The sequence below is a fragment of the Corynebacterium sp. HMSC074C11 genome (assembly GCF_001809455.1).
GTDB classification, from domain to species: domain Bacteria; phylum Actinomycetota; class Actinomycetes; order Mycobacteriales; family Mycobacteriaceae; genus Corynebacterium; species Corynebacterium amycolatum.
The window spans coordinates 59,141-74,912 of sequence record NZ_KV797719.1; the positions used below are offsets into that span (position 1 = coordinate 59,141).

The window sequence follows — 15,772 nt, forward strand, 5'->3', positions numbered from 1 at the left end:
ACCCAACCCGTCCAATCGACTCCGCCGTAGAGGTTTCGCTTAACGACGAGCCGCCCGCGCCCAACCCAAAAACGTGCCGGTGGCAACAGATATGGAAAGATACTAGCCATGGCTGAATGGAAGAAGATTGCGAGCGGCGTAGGCGCTGCCGCCCTGGTGTTGGCTGGTAGCTATCTGGGGCTCGATGGTGGAGATCAGAACTCTACGGCACCCGAGAACTCACAGGGGTCGCAGAATTCCGAATCGCAGAGTTCCACTGCCTCCAGCGCTAAACCTGGACCCAACTCGGGCAGCAACAAGGCTGGTGCCAAGGGTGCCACTTGCACGGTAAATACCCTGCCGGAGGAGGCCGACGATGTTATCGACCGCATCCTGACCGACCAGGACCACATTTATTCGCAGCACGACGGCAAGCACTTCGGCAACTACGAGGGACGCCTGCCGAGGCAGCGCGGTGAGTACTACCGCGAATACACCGTGACCACCCCGGGCAATTCCAGCCGCGGTGCACGTCGCATTGTTGTCGGCGGCGGTTCCGAAAATGACCCGGATGTCTGGTACTACACCGACGACCACTACGAGAGCTTCTGCGAAATTCCAGACGCGGAGGACTGAGCCAAGGTAGCACGGCGGCGATTAGCGCTAGCCGATAAAACCGAGTTGATTCGCGCTCCGGGCAATAAGAACGATGCCAATTATTGCTGCCACCCACAAAACAGTGACCTTTGTTTCATATTCCAACCGGGGGATAACGCTCACTACCTGGTTATAGACCTTGTCTCCAAAGGTCGCGAAGAGCACTCCAACAATCACTGCAGGCGCAATCATCACTACGCAGTAGAGCGCGAGGATAAGCAGTTGCACTACGAAAGGCACTGCCATCGTCTCAATGATTCCGATTGCCGCCAAGTACGGCAACATCGTACCGACCTCGACAACTGCTGCCGCTAAGGCTAAACCCACCATCGCAGGGAGGCCGGCAGAACCTTTCTTAGTGTCCTCCGATCGAGATTCAAGTACCTCTTCGACGGTCCGTTTCTTGGGATTCGGTGCCAGGATTCCATAAGCAGCTAACAAAATACCCAAAATCATCATCACCCAACTGAACCAAGTGTTGGATGCAATGCCTGAGACTGCGTCTAAAGCCTGACGCAAGCCGAAAAAGAGCGCGATGCCAACTGCAAAGTAGGACAAGACAATTGTCCCTAAATAGGTAACGTATGCGGCACCCCTCATCCTCCGCCAGACGATTAGCAGAACTACTGGAATCAGCAGGGTTCCAGCACTGAGGATGTCAAGAAGCGCAAGCCCCACAAGAACAAGATAGTCCATCTCCGTCACTCCCTCGTACATTCGTACAGTAAACTACCATACAGTCGTACGGGAAGTAGCGCGAATGAATCCCCAAAGGAGTTTTAGGACATGAGCACGATGTCACCTCAAGAAAAATCGATTTCCGATGCAGCAATCAAAGTAATTGTTAACCAGGGATTCGACGTCGTAAGCGTTCGAAAAGTGGCTCAACAGGCGGGCGTAGCCCCTGGAACAGTGCAGTATTTTATGGGCACGAAAGACGAACTACTCAGCAGGGCACTCCTGCGCTCGGCAGCACGACAACATGAAAGAGTCTCGTCGCTACGCTTTCCATCAAATACCCCGCCGTTAGAACAGCTCACCCAATCACTGCTCGAACTGCTCCCCATCGGCCCAATACAGCGCGAAGACGCAGCACTGTGGGTTATCCTCGGTGCCGCTGCATCAACACGCAAAGTCCTGGCCCAGGAGTACCAGAACGAACTCAGTAGATTCCAGGACCGTCTCATTTCAGCACTGTCCGCCGCAGACGTCCCTGGAGATACAACTCAGACGGCCCGCCTCGTCACCGCCCTCGTTAATGGCCTAACCCTCGATTACATGCATGCAAAGCCCAACGCAGAAACTACAAAGGCGCTTTCCGCTGACCTCAGCAATGGCCTTCAGCGGATACTGCAAAAATGGTAATCGCCGACCGCACTATCCCCACGCCGCGGCCACACCGGCAATCTGGCGATCAAGCCGCTCTACACGCGACTCCGTCATCGACGCTAGCTGATCAACGATAACCCGCAGCCGCGCTTGGTCACTCTCCGCCCGGGAATAGAGCCACTGGAACATCGGATCAAGCGTTCCCGGAGCGCCCTCCTGCAGATACTCGGCCACCCGGAAAAGACGATCGCGCTCACGCTCCTGACGGCGAATATGACGCGGAAGATCCATCACATACAACACGGCGATGGTCTTCAGCATGGTGACCTCCGCCAGAATCGAGCTGGGCACGGCGAGGTCCGCGTCGTAACGCCCGAGCGGAAGCGTCGACCCGGAGGCAGCACGCGTACCCGCGACGGAAGCCGTGACAAAACGGCCAACCAGCTCCGAGGTCATCCGTTTCAGCGCGACCAGCGAACGCAGCGAACCATCATAGGACGCCGCAGCTGATACCACCGGCAAGCTGGCAAGACGCCCGGCAGCTTCGACGAGCTCTGCCGGATCGCCGCCGAATGCGGCAGCACCCTTGTCAGCGAGCGCGGCCAGCTCCACGGTGTCCCACAGAACGCCCAGATCAACGCGGCCAGAGACGATGCCATCCTCGACATCGTGGACGGAATAGGCGACATCGTCAGACCAGTCCATGATCTGCGCCTCAAGACACTGCTTGCCGTGCGGAACGCCCTGTCGAATCCACTGCAGAATCGCGGCATCTTCCTGGTAGGCGCCGTACTTGTGGCGGAGCTGACCATCGGGACCGATTGGTGTCCAAGGGTACTTACAAGCGGCATCGAGCGCCGCCCGCGTGAGATTGAGTCCACAGGGCTCACCTGTACCATCGAGTACTTTCGGCTCGAGGCGAGTGAGAATACGCAGCGTCTGCGCGTTGCCCTCGAACCCGCCGCAACCAGCGGCAATCTCGTTGAGAGCGCGCTCACCGTTGTGGCCATACGGCGGATGCCCGATGTCATGCGTCAGGCCGGCCAACTCTGCGAGATCCTCATCTGCACCGAGTTCGCTGGCGATTCCGCGGGAAATCTGTGCGACCTCCAGCGAGTGAGTCAGGCGTGTGCGCGGAGTATCGCCCTCACCTGGTCCCACAACCTGAGTTTTGTCAGCCAGCCTCCGCAGCGCTGCGGAGTGCAGGACGCGAGCGCGATCTCGTGCAAACGCCGCCCGGTGGGATTCCAAGGACTGCACCCCGGGCAGCAATGACTGCTTCGGAGACTCCTCGACAATACGAGCGAGTTCAAAAGATGAATACGAATATTTACCGGCCACGTAATTATTGTTACGTATCCTTGTAGATATGTCTGACAGGAATCGCGTGTTTCGCCCCCTTTACCTTGCCGCATCGGGTGCTTTCCTCGGCCTGAGCATGCCGCTCATCACAGCTGCGATACCAACACAGCCGCCGGTTCATGCACCTGCATCGCTACTGGCACTCGTACCGTCAGCACCGTTGGCGCACGCCGAAGCACCGGCGGATGTGTCAGGTGCCGTGGACGATCTCGCAGGTGTGCTGAGCAGCGGCGAAGAGGCTCGCTTAAAGGAGCAGATTCAGCAGCTCAAGACCGACAAGCGGCTCCTGTTCTCGGTGTTTTACATCAAGAGCTTCGACGGCATTCAGGGCGAACAATGGGCGCAGCAGGCCTGGGAGCACCTCGGTGCTGCTGACAACCGCGGTGTCCTGGTCGTCGCGGTGGAAGACCGCAATCTCGGCGCTTTCGTCGGCAACTCCTTCCCCAGCAATGCAGAAGCCGTCAACAGCGCCGCTCAAGGGCAGTTGTTAGAGGACGACAACTGGGCGGCTGCGGGCGAAGCTGCCATCGCCGAGGCAGGCGGTGGCAGCGGCTCCGCCGGTGGGTGGGCACTCGGCGCCGGCCTCGGTGGTGCCGCCGTTGTCGGTGGCACCACCTGGGCCGTGGGCCGTCGCAATAAGAAGAAGCGCGACGAGGAAGAGATTGCTCGTGGCCACAACATCGACCCCAAGGATGTCTCTTCGCTGGACTCGCTGAGTACCAGCTCGCTCGATGTTCTTGCGCGCGATGAGATTGTCAGTACCGATGAGTCCATCCGCAAAGCCAGCACCGAACTCGACCTCGCTCGCGCTGAGTTCGGCACCGAACGCATCCGCAGCTTCGACAACGCACTGAAGCACTCTCAGTCCACGCTCGAGCGCGCGTTTGCACTTCGCCAACAGCTTGACGACGGCTCCGTAGCCGACGAAATCGAGCGCCGCAGTGTCCTGCTAGAGATTATCTCCACCTGTGGTGTAGCGGATGACCAGCTCGACGGCGAGGCCGCAAACTTCCAGAAACTCCGCCAGGAGTTGATGAATGCTGAAGCGACCATTTCGAAGCTCACTCAGCGAAGTGTCGAGCTGCGCTCACGTATGCCGCGTGCCAGCGAAATTCTCGACGGTCTGCGCGCACGTTACGAAGAGCAGATGCTCAGCTCTGTGACCGACAATATCGACATGGCCACGGAGCACCTGAATCAGGCTGACCAGTCAATGACTGAAGCCCGCCGCATCGCGGACCTACCCGCCGGTGAGCAAGGTGGTCTGATTGATGCACTGTCGGCCACCGACTTCGCGCTCACACAGGCGGAGAGTCTTCTGGAGGCCATTGAACACGCCGATAGCGATATTCACGCTGCAGTCGCTGGACTGGCTTCCCTTATCGCCGAAGTCCGCGGTGAAATCGATGAGGCCTCGCACCTGATGTCGGCACCGCAAGGCGCCAACATCAACCGCGAGCGTCTCAATGCGGCCATCGAAGCAGGCCGTGAAGCACTCGGCGTGGCAGCCAATAAGTCCGAAGCGGATCCACTGAGTTCCTGGACCGCACTGACCGATGCCGATGAGCTGCTCGACGAAGCCCTGGACTCCGCTCGAGACAAGGCCGCGTCGTTCGCCCGAGCTACCGCCACTTTGCAGCACAGCATGCAGGATGCCGACAATCACATTCGCGCCGCAGCTGACTTGATTGCTACCCGCCGCCGTGTGGTTGGCGCTGAGGCTCGCACTCGCCTGGCGGAGGCGCAGCGTGCTTACGGTTCTGCTCAGGGCTTGGCCAATGACGATCCGCGAAAGGCGTTGGCCTACGCACGTCGTGCGCGCAAGCTCGCGGCCGAGGCCGCTGACCTGGCTCGCCGTGACATCCGCCGCTACCAGGATCAGCGCCGCGGTGGCGGCAGCAATGGGTCGATGGTCGCTGGCATGGTGCTGGGCAGCATGCTCAGCAACAACAGCGGCTTTGGTGGCAGCATCGGCGGCTTCGGCGGTTTCGGCGGAGGTTCGAGCCGACCAGGCGGCTCCGGCAGCACAATGGGCTTCTAGATTCCCGCCTAAATTCGCATCTGGCGTGGTCCATCCACAGACCACGTCGCAAGTGCGGCGGCAATCAGCCAGTCTTCGAAACTCCCCCGGAAGTCTCCCTCCTGGGCATAGACACCAAATACCCCTCGGCCTAGGCTGTCCTCTCTGACGATTCGGGCGAGCTCATAGCCTGGACGCTCGATGTCGAAGACCGTGCGAATTCCCCGTCCTTCTCTGTTGAGGACGAAAGACTCCCCCTCGTCCGAATTCGTCATTACTAGCGCGTTCGTGCTAAAAAAGCGGGCTTTCACCTGCCAACCACGCCCTTGTGGCGAGGTGATCCAAAAAGCACTAAAGACCCCGTCCTGACAGCTCCAACCGTCGGACAGGGCCTTTTTGTTCTCGTCGTAAACGACGCCGTCTGCAATAGTTGCTACACGATCCACACCCAAATCATATAGGCAATCAGTAAGAGCAAGCAGACAGTGAGAATCCAGGTTGAGGAAACCATGCGGGACTCCAGCACTCGACGAGCACTGTAGACCAGGAAGATTTTCTCCTCTTCCGGCAGCGCACGGCCTTCGTCGGTGTCGAACTGCACCTCTGCGTGGCGCACGCCACGGGATGCACCGGTGAACTGGCCCCACTTCTCGCCGGTCTTTGCATTCTCGATGACGTAGTTCGTCGATCCCTCACACACCAGCTTGCCTTCGGGGCGATCCGGCCCAAAGGTCACTGAAAGCTGCTTGGCTCGCGAAATCTTGTCACGGTCAGCAGCAACGGTCGAGAACACGCGACCGTCGGGAAGCGTGGCGGAAACACGGTGATTAGCAGAGGCGTCAATGACCCACTCCCCTTCCGGGGTGTTGAGGCGATCGCCCTGCTCATCACGGCTGTACGTGCCGACTTCGGTGCTTTCCTTCAGAATCGGCCAGGTTTGCTCGGATTTTTCCCGGGAGCCGTCGCCGAGACTATAGGATTCCCAAAAAACTTCTTCGGCCATTAGCAGCCCACCAGGCGAGCTGCGAGGTAGCTCTCCAGCTCGTCAATCTTGACGCGCTCCTGCTCCATGGTGTCGCGGTCACGGACGGTCACAGCGTTGTCTTCGAGAGTATCGAAGTCAACGGTGACACAGAACGGAGTACCAATCTCATCCTGGCGACGGTAACGACGGCCGATAGCACCGGAGGTGTCGTAATCGACGGCCCAGTGCTGGCGCAGCTTGTCCGCGACAGCCTCAGCAGTCGGAGTCAGGGTGTCCTTCTTCGACAGCGGCAGAACAGCAACCTTAACCGGCGACAGACGCGGGTCGAGCTTCAGCACGGTACGGGTGTCGGTGCCGCCCTTTGCGTTCGGCACCTCTTCCTCGGTGTAGGCATCGCACAGGAAGGCCATCAGGGCGCGGGTCAGGCCGAAGGACGGCTCGATGACGTACGGGACGTACTTTTCGCCGGTGACCTGGTCGTGGTAGCGCAGATCTTCCTTGGAGTGCTCGATGTGGCAGCCGAGGTCGTAGTCCGTACGATTGGCGACACCCATCAGCTCGCCCCACTCGTTGCCCTGGAAGTGGAAGCGGTACTCGAAGTCAATCGTGCGTGCAGAGTAGTGCGCGCGCTCGTCCTTCGGAACGTCGAACTGACGCATGTTCTCCGGGTTAACGCCCAGGTCAATGAACCAGTTCCAGCAGGCGTCGACCCACTCGTCGAACTTCTCTTCCGCCTGGTCCGGTGCGACGAAGTACTCGATCTCCATCTGCTCGAACTCGCGAGTACGGAAGATGAAGTTACCCGGGGTAATCTCGTTGCGGAATGCCTTACCGGTCTGGCCGATACCGAACGGTGGCTTCATACGAGCCGTGGTCATAACGTTCTTGAAGTTGACGAAGATACCCTGAGCGGTCTCCGGACGCATGTAGTGCAGGCCCTGCTCATTGTCGACCGGGCCGAGGAAGGTCTTCATCAGACCGGAGAACATCTGCGGCTCGGTCCAATTGCCCGGCTGACCGGTCTCCGGGTCCGGAACGTCTGCCAGACCATTGGCCGGCGGGTGACCATGCTTGGCCTCGTAGGCCTCCAGCAGGTGGTCAGCGCGGTAGCGCTTGTGGGTATGCAGGGACTCCACCAGCGGGTCAGTGAAGGTAGCGACGTGGCCGGAAGCTTCCCAGACCTGGCGCGGCAGGATAATGGAGGAATCCAGGCCGACGACATCCTTACGACCGGTGACGAAGGTCTTCCACCACTGGCGCTTGATGTTTTCCTTCAGCTCCACACCCAGGGGACCGTAATCCCATGCCGAGCGGGTACCGCCGTAAATTTCACCACACGGGTAAACGAATCCCCTGCGCTTACACAGGTTGGCGACGGTATCGACAACTGACTTAGGTGCCACGGTCTAGACCACTCCTTATAAATGGCTTCGCATCGCACACCACACGCCTTTTCCGGACACTCGATTCAGCCCGTTCCGTGCGGCGAACGACGTAATGAAAAGCAAAATGTACTGACCCCGAGAGGCCAGTTAAAAGTTCCCCTATACTCTAGCGCATCTTGTCCAACCGATACCGGGTAGTGTCGTTTACATGGCTGGCGAAGATATGCACGAAGTTAGTTCTGGCGAAAACCCACGTGGTACGGGCTCCTCCGCTAGCCCCGGGGCGCACGCCTCCGCGCGGCCGACCGCAACGCGCATCGGCCAGCGCAGTACTCGCCAACGCCGCGCCGTCGTGTCGATTATGAGTGAAGCGCCGAATTTTCGCTCCGCAGCTGACATTCATAAGTCGCTGACGGAACGTGGGGACAAAGTCGGCTTGACGACGGTCTATCGGACGCTCCAGTCCCTTGCAGAAATGGACATTGTCGATGTTCTGCACAATGCTTCCGGAGAGGCTCTCTACCGGCTGTGCGGTGACCACCACCATCATCACCTAGTCTGCACCGATTGCGGCAGCACCGTTGAAGTCGCTGGCGGCCCCGTCGAGCAGTGGGCTCACAGCCTGGCGGAGGAGCACGGTTTTAATCTGACCGGGCACACTGCCGAGGTCTTCGGCCTGTGCAGGGACTGCCAGAAGAAGTAGCCCGGCTCCCCTCCCCAAAAATACCGGCTCTAGGCCTTGCCGAACCTACGGTCGCGCTTGGCGTACTCCACCACTGCGGCGCGCATGTCATCCCGACCGAAATCCGGGAAAAGCTTGTCCTGATAGACCATCTCCGCATAGGCGGACTGCCAGATCAAGAAGTTGGACGTGCGCTGCTCACCCGACGGACGCAGGAACAAATCAACATCCGGCATAGTCGGCTCATCCAGGAACTGTGCGAAAGACTTCTCAGTCAAGTCATATTCGCTGAGTTCCCCCGCTGCTGCCTGACGAGCAATCTCTCTAGCAGCGTCAACAATCTCAGCGCGACCACCGTAGTTGACGCACATATACAGAGTTAGCGCGTCATTGTCCTTCGTCTGCTCCTCGGCGATCTCAAGCTCTTTAATCACCGAGCGCCACAGGCGCGGACGACGTCCTGCCCAACGCACGCGAACGTTCTTCGAATCCAACTCATCACGACGTCGGCGCAGCACATCACGATTAAAGCCCATCAGGAATCGGACCTCATCGACAGAACGGCGCCAATTCTCAGTAGAAAATGCGTAGGCCGACAGGTGCTTAACGCCCATCTCCAAACAAGCATCGACGCACTCCATCAGCACGGCTTCACCGCGCTTGTGCCCCTCGGTGCGCTTGAGCCCACGCTGCTCGGCCCATCTACCATTGCCGTCCATCACAAGCGCGATGTGATTGGGCACGAATTGCTGCGGTACAGGAGGATTCAACACGCTTCCTATTGTGCCCCACCGCTACTATTTACTGCCAAAAAGCATCCACATGTTCCAGCGCCGGCACCCGGCGGCCCAGGTAGTACTGCAGGTACTTCGCCGTTAGGGTACGCGCCGTCGCCATCCGCCCCTCAAATTCGCTTGACGACGTATCGATGCCCGCCCATTGCTCATGAGCAAGCTGCCACATCAGATGCAGAACCTCGGTCGGTGGAGTATCTGCGCCCGGTGGCCTGCAGTTAGTGCACACTGCTCCACCCAGTGCGGGAGAAAACGCATGATGAGGCCCGGCTTTGCCACAGCCTGCGCATTCAAAGAGGCTTGGCTGCCAACCGGCCTGTGCCATTGCCCGCAGGATGTAGGAGGTCAACAACAAATCGGGGCGATGGCGACCGGCCGCAACGTCGTCGAGCGATTGGGTGGTGAGATCCCACAATTCGGGAGCCGGCACTTGTTCCTCGCCGACAATACGTTCGGCGACGTCCAGGACTGCACACGCACAGGTGTAGCGCGCATAGTCGTCGACAAGCGGTGCCGCCCACGTGCGCACAGTATCTGCGCCTGCGATAGTGGACAGCCCCCGGCGTGGGTAGATATTGACATCCACGTCGACGAATGGTGACAGGCGGGAGCCGAAGCGGCTCTTCGCTCGGCGCACGCCTTTGGCGACACCGCGGACTAGGCCGTGGTCGCGGGTGAAAAGGACGATGATGCGGTCGGCTTCGCCGAGGTCGTAGCGGCGTACGACCAGCGCACGGTCGCGATACGGCTCGACCAATTTTTTAGAATCCCAACTTGCCCAGCTGCTTCGGGTCGGACTGCCAGTCCTTCAACACTTTCACGCGCAGGTCAAGGTAAACATTCTGACCAAGCAACGCGATGAGTTCCTTACGAGCCTTGTGAATGGTGGTGCCCATGCGTCGACCGTCGCGCCCCATGAGAATGGATTTCTGCCCCGAACGCTCGACATAGATAACAGCGTGGACGTCCAGGACGCCTTCGCGGTCCTGGCTTGGTAGCACCTCATCAATCTGGACTGCCACAGAGTGCGGCAACTCATCGCGCAGACCGCCGAGGGCCGCCTCGCGGATGAGCTCTGCCATCCGAGTGTGCAGATCCTCATCGGTGATGTGACCCTTTGGGTACAGTCGCGGTCCCTCCGGCAACTGGGAAGCCATGACATCAATCAGCGTGTTGATGTTCTCGCCGGACTTCGACGACAACGGCACCAGCTCAGCATCCGGACCGAGCAACTCCTGCAGCTCAATCAGGCGCTCGATAATGGTGTCGCGAGAGACCTTATCCACCTTGGACACAATGCCCATGATGTTCTTGCAACCCTTGGAGACATTCTCGTAGATCCAACGGTCACCGGGGCCAATTTTCTCGTCGGCAGGCACAACCATCGCGACCAGATCCACATCGGAATAGGTCTCCTGAACCATGTCATTCAGGCGCTCACCGAGCAGCGTGCGCGGCTTGTGCAGACCGGGCGTATCCACGACAACAATCTGGCAGTTCTCGCGGTGAACCACACCGCGCACCGGGTGACGCGTGGTTTCCGGCTGATTAGCGGTAATAGCGATCTTCTCGCCCACCAGGGAATTGGTCAGCGTGGACTTACCCGTGTTCGGACGTCCCACAATGGAAACGAACCCGGAGCGAAAGCCCTCCGGCGCGCTGTAATCATCAGCATCGCCGCCAAGTCCGGCATTGGCCAGCATGTCATCAAGATTGCCCATCAGTATCTTCTTCCTCGGAGTAGAACTCCGCAGTCGGCTCCACCACCACAGTGCGTACCCGCATACGACCACGACGGTCACGCGAGCCCTCGGCGGTAAACTTCAGTCCTGCATATTCTACGTACGAACCGGGTAGTGGCACACGTCCAAGCGCATAGGCCAACAGACCGGAGACCGTATCCACCTCATCGGTGACCTCATCATCGAAAACGAGTTGGCGCCCGTGGGCTTCGTCGTAAAGCTCAATGAGCTCGCCCAAGCTGAGGCGCGCCTGCACGCGGTAGGAGGCATCCCCCAGCGGTTCGATGGGGGCCTGCTCGGCCTCGTCGTATTCATCGGCAATCTCACCGACAATTTCCTCGAGGATGTCCTCAATAGAGATAAGGCCGGCGACCGATCCATATTCGTCGATGAGAATGGCGATGTGATTGCGGGTGCGCTGCATTTCATCGAGCAGATCATCCAGTGGCTTGGAGTCGGGTACAAAAACGCAGTTGCGCATGACCTCGGAGACGCGAACGCCGCGGCCGCCATCAGTACGCGAGTACGTCTGCTGGACAATGTCCTTCAAGTAAATGACGCCGACGATGTCCTCAACGCTCTCGCCAATCACCGGCAGTCGCGAGTGCCCTGACTTCACACAAAGGGCCACTGCCTGACCACAGTGCTTATCTGCCTCGATCCACACCATCTCTGGGCGCGGAACCATAACAACGCGTGCCGACGTTTCCGCGAGATCAAACACAGACTGAATCATGCGGCGCTCATCGTGCTCCACAATGCCGCGCTCCTGGGCGATATCGACCATCTCGCGCAACTCGACTTCGGTGGCGAACGGGCCATCGCGGAAGCCACCACCAGGGGTGATGATGTTGCCGAACCAAATCAGCAACTTTTCCAGTGGTCCCAACACCTTGGCCATAAAACTCAGAACGACCGCGGTGGCAAGGGAAATCGAGTATGGATTCTTCCGACCCATCGTGCGGGAAAACACCCCGAGGACCAGGAAGGTGAACAGAGCCAGCAACACCACTGCAGCCACAATGGCCCAGCGCTCCGGCTCGAAAAGCTTAAGACAGACCGCCGCAAGCGTCACTGCACCGATTGACTCGCACAGCGTCCGCAAAATCACCAGCACATTGACGTGCCGAGCCCGATTTTCTACGACCTTGAGAAGCGCATTAGCACCCGCGACCTCGTCACGCTGCAGCTCTGCCACGCGTGCACGGGAAATCCCTGCGACCGCAGTTTCGACTGTGTTGAGTCCGCCAGCGCAGATCATCGCCACAACGGCGACAATTACCAAAGTGATCATCGCTCGTTAGAACGCTCCGGGAACGCATTGGGGTTGATTGGTTTTTCGGAAAAGCTCACGCCACGACGATCGATGTCGTCGTACCAGTCCGCCAACAGACCATTCTGCAGAGAGAACATCTGGCGCTCTTCCTCCGCCGTGACATGGTCATAGCCCAACAGGTGTAGTACGCCGTGCACGGTGAGCAAAACCAACTCGTGGCTCAGCGGATGGCCTGCACGCTCCGCCTGCCCCGCGGCAAACTCCGGGCACAACACAATGTCGCCCAGCATCGCAGGCCCTGGGCTAGCTGCATCCGGTCGGCCAGAGCCAGGAGTGAGCTCATCCATCGGGAAGCTCATCACATCCGTCGGCCCCGGCAGATCCAGCCAGCGCACATGGAGGTCTTCGATCGTCTTCAAGTCGACAATGTGAATGCTCAGCTCAGCTGCCGGATGCACGTCCAGGCGCCCCAGCGCATACCGGGCAACGTCGATAAGCGACTCTTCATTGACGCCCTGACCGGACTCGTTGAAAACTTCAATGCTCATGTAATTTCAGCGTCCTTTATCGCTTTGTGGCGGACTGTCGCTTTTGTGGGGACTCGGCGCCCTGCTCAATACCTTCGTTATAGGCATCGTAGTCATCGTAGGCCTCGACAATTGCGGTCACCAGCGGGTTGCGCACCACATCTGCGGCGGCCAACGCCGGAAAAGCGATTCCCGGCACGCCGCGCAGCACCTCACGGGCGACGGCCAGGCCAGACTTCTGCCCACGGGGTAGGTCGACCTGGCTGGCATCGCCGGTGATGACCATCTTCGAACCGAAGCCCAGGCGGGTGAGGAACATTTTCATCTGCGCCGGAGTAGTGTTCTGTGCTTCGTCGAGAATGATGAACGCATTGTTCAAGGTACGACCGCGCATGTACGCCAGCGGTGCGACCTCCACTACCCCAGTTTCCATCAGCTTTGGAATCAACTCTGGCTCAAGCATTTCGCGCATCGCATCGTGCAATGGGCGCAGGTAGGGGTCAATCTTCTCGTGCAGCGTACCCGGCAGGAAGCCCAGGTTCTCACCCGCCTCCACTGCGGGGCGAGTCAGAATAATGCGTTCTACCTGCTTATTCTTCAGTGCAGCAACGGCCTTGGCCATGGCCAGGAACGTCTTGCCCGTACCGGCGGGGCCGATACCGAAAACAACGTTATAGCGGTCGATGGCATCGACGTAGTTCTTTTGTCCCTCTGTCTTGGGACGCACGGTCTTGCCACGATGAGTCACGATGCCGCCACCGAGCACCTCGCTGGCGGACTTCTCCCCGCGACCCACAATGCCCACCGCGTGCCGCACCGACTCCGGGGAGAGCTCGTGCCCACGACGGGCCATCGCCTCCAGCTCCTTGAAAGCGCGGACAGCCAACGAAACATCCGCCGGAGCACCCTTGATTGTCACAACCCCGCCGCGGACATGAATATCCGCTGCCAGCAGAGATTCCAACAGCCGCAGATTCTGGTCCGCATAGCCGACCACGATCGGCGCGAGATTGTCATCGAGCTCGACGACGGCAGTGGTACGAGCAGTTACTGAATACTTTGTCATTATGCGTCTATCCTACTGACCACGCGTGGGTGCGCCGCCCCAGCGCTTTGTCAACGGCCCCAGTGCACAAAGAGCAGCAGCTCCAGCAAGGGCACTGCGGAGAACTGTCGGGCCGAGTACAACCGAGCTCGCACCTGCGCCGCAGAAGGCCTCGAGTTCCCCGGGGCTGACTCCCCCTTCTGGGCCGACGATAAAAAGAACCTTGTCAGCGTTTGCTGCCCGTGCGGCGAAGTCCACGAACGGAGCTGTTTCCTCCTCGTGCAAAACGGCTGCTGCACCACCTGCTGACGTGGTTTCCCGGATGAGTTGCTCAATATCGGCGGAGCTATGTAGGTCAGCGACCGGCGGAATCCATGCACGACGAGCCTGCTTGGCTGCCTCGCGCGCAGCCGACTGCCACTTAGCACGGGACTTAGTGACCTTCGCGGTACCCTGCCATCGGGCCACACAATTCACGGCCGCCCAGGGGATAATCTCATCGACCCCGGCCTCGGTCATCAAATCGACCGCAAGCTCAGCACGATCCGACTTCGGCAGCGCCTGCACCACGGTGACGTGCGGGCGCGGACGTGGACGTTCCTCGGCGGCGACCACACGAACGTGGACCTCACGCGGATCTACGTGCATGAGCTGTGCCCGCACCACCTTGTCCGCACCATTGGCAAGAAGAATCTCCGAGCCCTCTTTCAGCCTGCGAACGCTGATGTGTTTGGCCTCCGACCCGAGGATTCGAATGATTTCTTCCGGGCGCGGCAGCTCGGTGAACTCACCGAGAAATACGGGCAAACTCATGCGTGTTTCACACTCACTGGAGGGGGCTTTGGGGATGGCGTCTTTTAACGGCGGCGGAAACGGGAGAAGAAACCGTGGCGCTCATTCGAGTCTGCCACCTTGGCATCATCATCGCGGTGCTCGCGTAGCTTCTCCAGCAGCTCGCGGGACTTGCGGTCCAGCTTCGTCGGCACTGTGACATCGACGTGTGCGACCACGTCGCCATTGCCCTCGCCGCGCAGATGTGGCATTCCCTTGCCCGACAGGCGAATCTGCTCTGCCGGCTGGGTTCCCGAATCAACCTTGATGGTCATTGGCTCACCGAGCAGGTCGTCGACCTCAAACTCGGTACCAAGTGCGGCATCAGCCATGGGCACCTGCACGTTAAAGTGCAAATCATCGCCCTCACGCTCGAATACAGGGTGCGGGTCCATGGCAACTTCCACGTAGAGGTCACCCGCTGGGCCACCGCCCGGGCCGACCTCGCCCTGACCTGCCATGCGAATACGCATGCCATCAGAGATACCTGCTGGAACGTTTACCGTCAGATCACGGCGAGCACGCACGCGACCGTCGCCACCGCAGTTGTTACACGGATCGGGGATGATCTCGCCGGTGCCCTGACAAGTCGGGCACGGCCGCGAGGTCATCACATTGCCCAGGAAGGAACGCTGGACCTGTTGAATCTCGCCAGTGCCATCACAGCTGGTACACATCTTCGGCTTGGACTTGGACTTCGAGCCAGTTCCCTCGCACTGGTCACACAGCACCGCGGTGTCCACCGTGATGGGCTTGCGGACACCGGTGAATGCCTCATCGAGGCCCAGAGAAATACGCAGCAGCGCATCTGCACCTGGCTGCACACGCGAGCGGCGCTGGCGGCTACCTCCGGCACCGCCGAAGAATGCCTCGAAGATATCGCCGACTCCGCCGCCGCCGAAACCGCCGAAGCCACCGCCTGGCATACCGCCCTGCGGATTGAGAGGATCTCCTCCCATATCCACAACCCGGCGCTTTTCAGGATCCAGCAGGACCTCGTTCGCTTCAGAGGCCTCACGGAACTTCTCCGCAGCTTCTTCATCACCCGGATTACGGTCTGGGTGGTACTTGAGCGCCAGCTTTCGGTACGCCTTCTTAATCTCAGCGTCCGTAGCGTCCTTCTCCACTCCGAGGATGCCGTAATAGTCGCGTGCCAAC

17 protein-coding genes are annotated in these 15,772 nt (G+C 59.5%); 4 read left to right on the top strand and 13 right to left on the bottom strand.

The features are described 5' to 3' along the window. The first annotated feature begins 108 nt into the window (after positions 1–108). Entirely contained in the window at positions 109–615 is a 507-nt protein-coding gene (locus HMPREF2614_RS00420; protein ID WP_070559727.1) for a guanyl-specific ribonuclease, read from the top strand. 27 nt (positions 616–642) lie between these two features. On the opposite strand, the gene HMPREF2614_RS00425 is transcribed toward HMPREF2614_RS00420, so the two are convergent. Next, positions 643–1,332, bottom strand: coding sequence for a GAP family protein (locus HMPREF2614_RS00425; RefSeq protein ID WP_070559760.1), 690 nt, complete (start codon positions 1,330–1,332; stop codon positions 643–645). A gap of 90 nt (positions 1,333–1,422) precedes the next feature. Between HMPREF2614_RS00425 and HMPREF2614_RS00430 the strand changes: the two genes are divergently transcribed. Next, on the top strand, positions 1,423–2,001 hold the full coding sequence (locus HMPREF2614_RS00430) for a TetR/AcrR family transcriptional regulator (RefSeq protein WP_070559729.1): 579 nt from the start codon (positions 1,423–1,425) through the stop codon (positions 1,999–2,001). Positions 2,002–2,013: 12 nt separating this feature from the next. Here the strand turns inward: HMPREF2614_RS00430 and HMPREF2614_RS00435 are convergent, their stop codons facing one another. Next, entirely contained in the window at positions 2,014–3,306 is a 1,293-nt protein-coding gene (locus tag HMPREF2614_RS00435; protein WP_070559731.1) for a deoxyguanosinetriphosphate triphosphohydrolase, read from the bottom strand. A 28-nt stretch (positions 3,307–3,334) separates the two neighbouring features. Here HMPREF2614_RS00435 and HMPREF2614_RS00440 point away from each other — a divergent pair, with 28 nt between their 5' ends. Continuing rightward, on the top strand, positions 3,335–5,368 hold the full coding sequence (locus tag HMPREF2614_RS00440) for a TPM domain-containing protein (RefSeq protein ID WP_222867288.1): 2,034 nt from the start codon (positions 3,335–3,337) through the stop codon (positions 5,366–5,368). Between the two features lie 8 nt (positions 5,369–5,376). On the opposite strand, the gene HMPREF2614_RS10990 is transcribed toward HMPREF2614_RS00440, so the two are convergent. From HMPREF2614_RS10990 to HMPREF2614_RS00455, 3 genes are all read right to left on the bottom strand, one after another. Next, positions 5,377–5,622 carry a hypothetical protein gene (locus tag HMPREF2614_RS10990; protein WP_038626020.1) on the bottom strand — a complete coding sequence of 82 codons (246 nt, stop codon included), beginning with the start codon at positions 5,620–5,622 and terminating at the stop codon, positions 5,377–5,379. A gap of 158 nt (positions 5,623–5,780) precedes the next feature. Beyond that, positions 5,781–6,350, bottom strand: a complete 570-nt coding sequence (locus HMPREF2614_RS00450; RefSeq protein ID WP_070559738.1) for a hypothetical protein — start codon at positions 6,348–6,350, stop codon at positions 5,781–5,783. After that, positions 6,350–7,735 carry a glycine--tRNA ligase gene (locus HMPREF2614_RS00455; protein ID WP_048732689.1) on the bottom strand — a complete coding sequence of 462 codons (1,386 nt, stop codon included), beginning with the start codon at positions 7,733–7,735 and terminating at the stop codon, positions 6,350–6,352. Before HMPREF2614_RS00455 ends, HMPREF2614_RS00450 begins: the two co-directional genes overlap by 1 nt. A 190-nt stretch (positions 7,736–7,925) precedes the next feature. Between HMPREF2614_RS00455 and HMPREF2614_RS00460 the strand changes: the two genes are divergently transcribed. Beyond that, positions 7,926–8,420 carry a Fur family transcriptional regulator gene (locus tag HMPREF2614_RS00460; RefSeq protein ID WP_038626026.1) on the top strand — a complete coding sequence of 165 codons (495 nt, stop codon included), beginning with the start codon at positions 7,926–7,928 and terminating at the stop codon, positions 8,418–8,420. 29 nt (positions 8,421–8,449) lie between these two features. Here HMPREF2614_RS00460 and HMPREF2614_RS00465 read toward each other — a convergent pair whose 3' ends face one another. Genes HMPREF2614_RS00465 through dnaJ form a run of 8 tightly spaced genes read right to left on the bottom strand, consistent with a single transcriptional unit; the run spans position 8,450 to position 15,771 of the window. Further along, positions 8,450–9,172: an isoprenyl transferase gene (locus tag HMPREF2614_RS00465; protein ID WP_016423112.1), complete on the bottom strand. Its 723-nt coding sequence runs from the start codon at positions 9,170–9,172 to the stop codon at positions 8,450–8,452. Positions 9,173–9,200: 28 nt separating this feature from the next. Continuing rightward, on the bottom strand, positions 9,201–9,950 hold the full coding sequence (gene recO / locus HMPREF2614_RS00470; protein ID WP_016423113.1) for a DNA repair protein RecO: 750 nt from the start codon (positions 9,948–9,950) through the stop codon (positions 9,201–9,203). A 4-nt stretch (positions 9,951–9,954) separates the two neighbouring features. Then, the gene (gene era / locus HMPREF2614_RS00475; protein WP_052155617.1) at positions 9,955–10,896 is read right to left on the bottom strand and encodes a GTPase Era; all 942 of its coding nucleotides are present in this window, start codon (positions 10,894–10,896) and stop codon (positions 9,955–9,957) included. Positions 10,897–10,900: 4 nt separating this feature from the next. After that, a complete protein-coding gene (locus HMPREF2614_RS00480; protein ID WP_038626034.1) occupies positions 10,901–12,229 on the bottom strand; it encodes a hemolysin family protein in 1,329 nt (442 codons plus the stop codon). Beyond that, positions 12,226–12,759: an rRNA maturation RNase YbeY gene (gene ybeY / locus HMPREF2614_RS00485; protein WP_005511056.1), complete on the bottom strand. Its 534-nt coding sequence runs from the start codon at positions 12,757–12,759 to the stop codon at positions 12,226–12,228. Before ybeY ends, HMPREF2614_RS00480 begins: the two co-directional genes overlap by 4 nt. 16 nt (positions 12,760–12,775) lie before the next feature. Next, a complete protein-coding gene (locus HMPREF2614_RS00490; RefSeq protein WP_070559740.1) occupies positions 12,776–13,804 on the bottom strand; it encodes a PhoH family protein in 1,029 nt (342 codons plus the stop codon). A gap of 12 nt (positions 13,805–13,816) precedes the next feature. Next, positions 13,817–14,596: a 16S rRNA (uracil(1498)-N(3))-methyltransferase gene (locus tag HMPREF2614_RS00495; protein WP_038626038.1), complete on the bottom strand. Its 780-nt coding sequence runs from the start codon at positions 14,594–14,596 to the stop codon at positions 13,817–13,819. A gap of 44 nt (positions 14,597–14,640) precedes the next feature. Beyond that, on the bottom strand, positions 14,641–15,771 hold the full coding sequence (gene dnaJ, locus HMPREF2614_RS00500) for a molecular chaperone DnaJ (protein WP_070559742.1): 1,131 nt from the start codon (positions 15,769–15,771) through the stop codon (positions 14,641–14,643). Position 15,772: the final 1 nt, after the last annotated feature.

Coding starts and splice junctions, on each gene's coding strand:
- HMPREF2614_RS00420 (WP_070559727.1), top strand. CDS start 109: ATGGCTGAATGGAAGAAGATTGCGAGCGGCGTAGGCGCTGCCGCCCTG.
- HMPREF2614_RS00425 (WP_070559760.1), bottom strand. CDS start 1,332: ATGGACTATCTTGTTCTTGTGGGGCTTGCGCTTCTTGACATCCTCAGT.
- HMPREF2614_RS00430 (WP_070559729.1), top strand. CDS start 1,423: ATGAGCACGATGTCACCTCAAGAAAAATCGATTTCCGATGCAGCAATC.
- HMPREF2614_RS00440 (WP_222867288.1), top strand. CDS start 3,335: ATGTCTGACAGGAATCGCGTGTTTCGCCCCCTTTACCTTGCCGCATCG.
- HMPREF2614_RS10990 (WP_038626020.1), bottom strand. CDS start 5,622: ATGACGAATTCGGACGAGGGGGAGTCTTTCGTCCTCAACAGAGAAGGA.
- HMPREF2614_RS00450 (WP_070559738.1), bottom strand. CDS start 6,350: ATGGCCGAAGAAGTTTTTTGGGAATCCTATAGTCTCGGCGACGGCTCC.
- HMPREF2614_RS00460 (WP_038626026.1), top strand. CDS start 7,926: ATGGCTGGCGAAGATATGCACGAAGTTAGTTCTGGCGAAAACCCACGT.
- era (WP_052155617.1), bottom strand. CDS start 10,896: ATGCTGGCCAATGCCGGACTTGGCGGCGATGCTGATGATTACAGCGCG.
- HMPREF2614_RS00480 (WP_038626034.1), bottom strand. CDS start 12,229: ATGATCACTTTGGTAATTGTCGCCGTTGTGGCGATGATCTGCGCTGGC.
- ybeY (WP_005511056.1), bottom strand. CDS start 12,759: ATGAGCATTGAAGTTTTCAACGAGTCCGGTCAGGGCGTCAATGAAGAG.
- HMPREF2614_RS00490 (WP_070559740.1), bottom strand. CDS start 13,804: ATGACAAAGTATTCAGTAACTGCTCGTACCACTGCCGTCGTCGAGCTC.
- HMPREF2614_RS00495 (WP_038626038.1), bottom strand. CDS start 14,596: ATGAGTTTGCCCGTATTTCTCGGTGAGTTCACCGAGCTGCCGCGCCCG.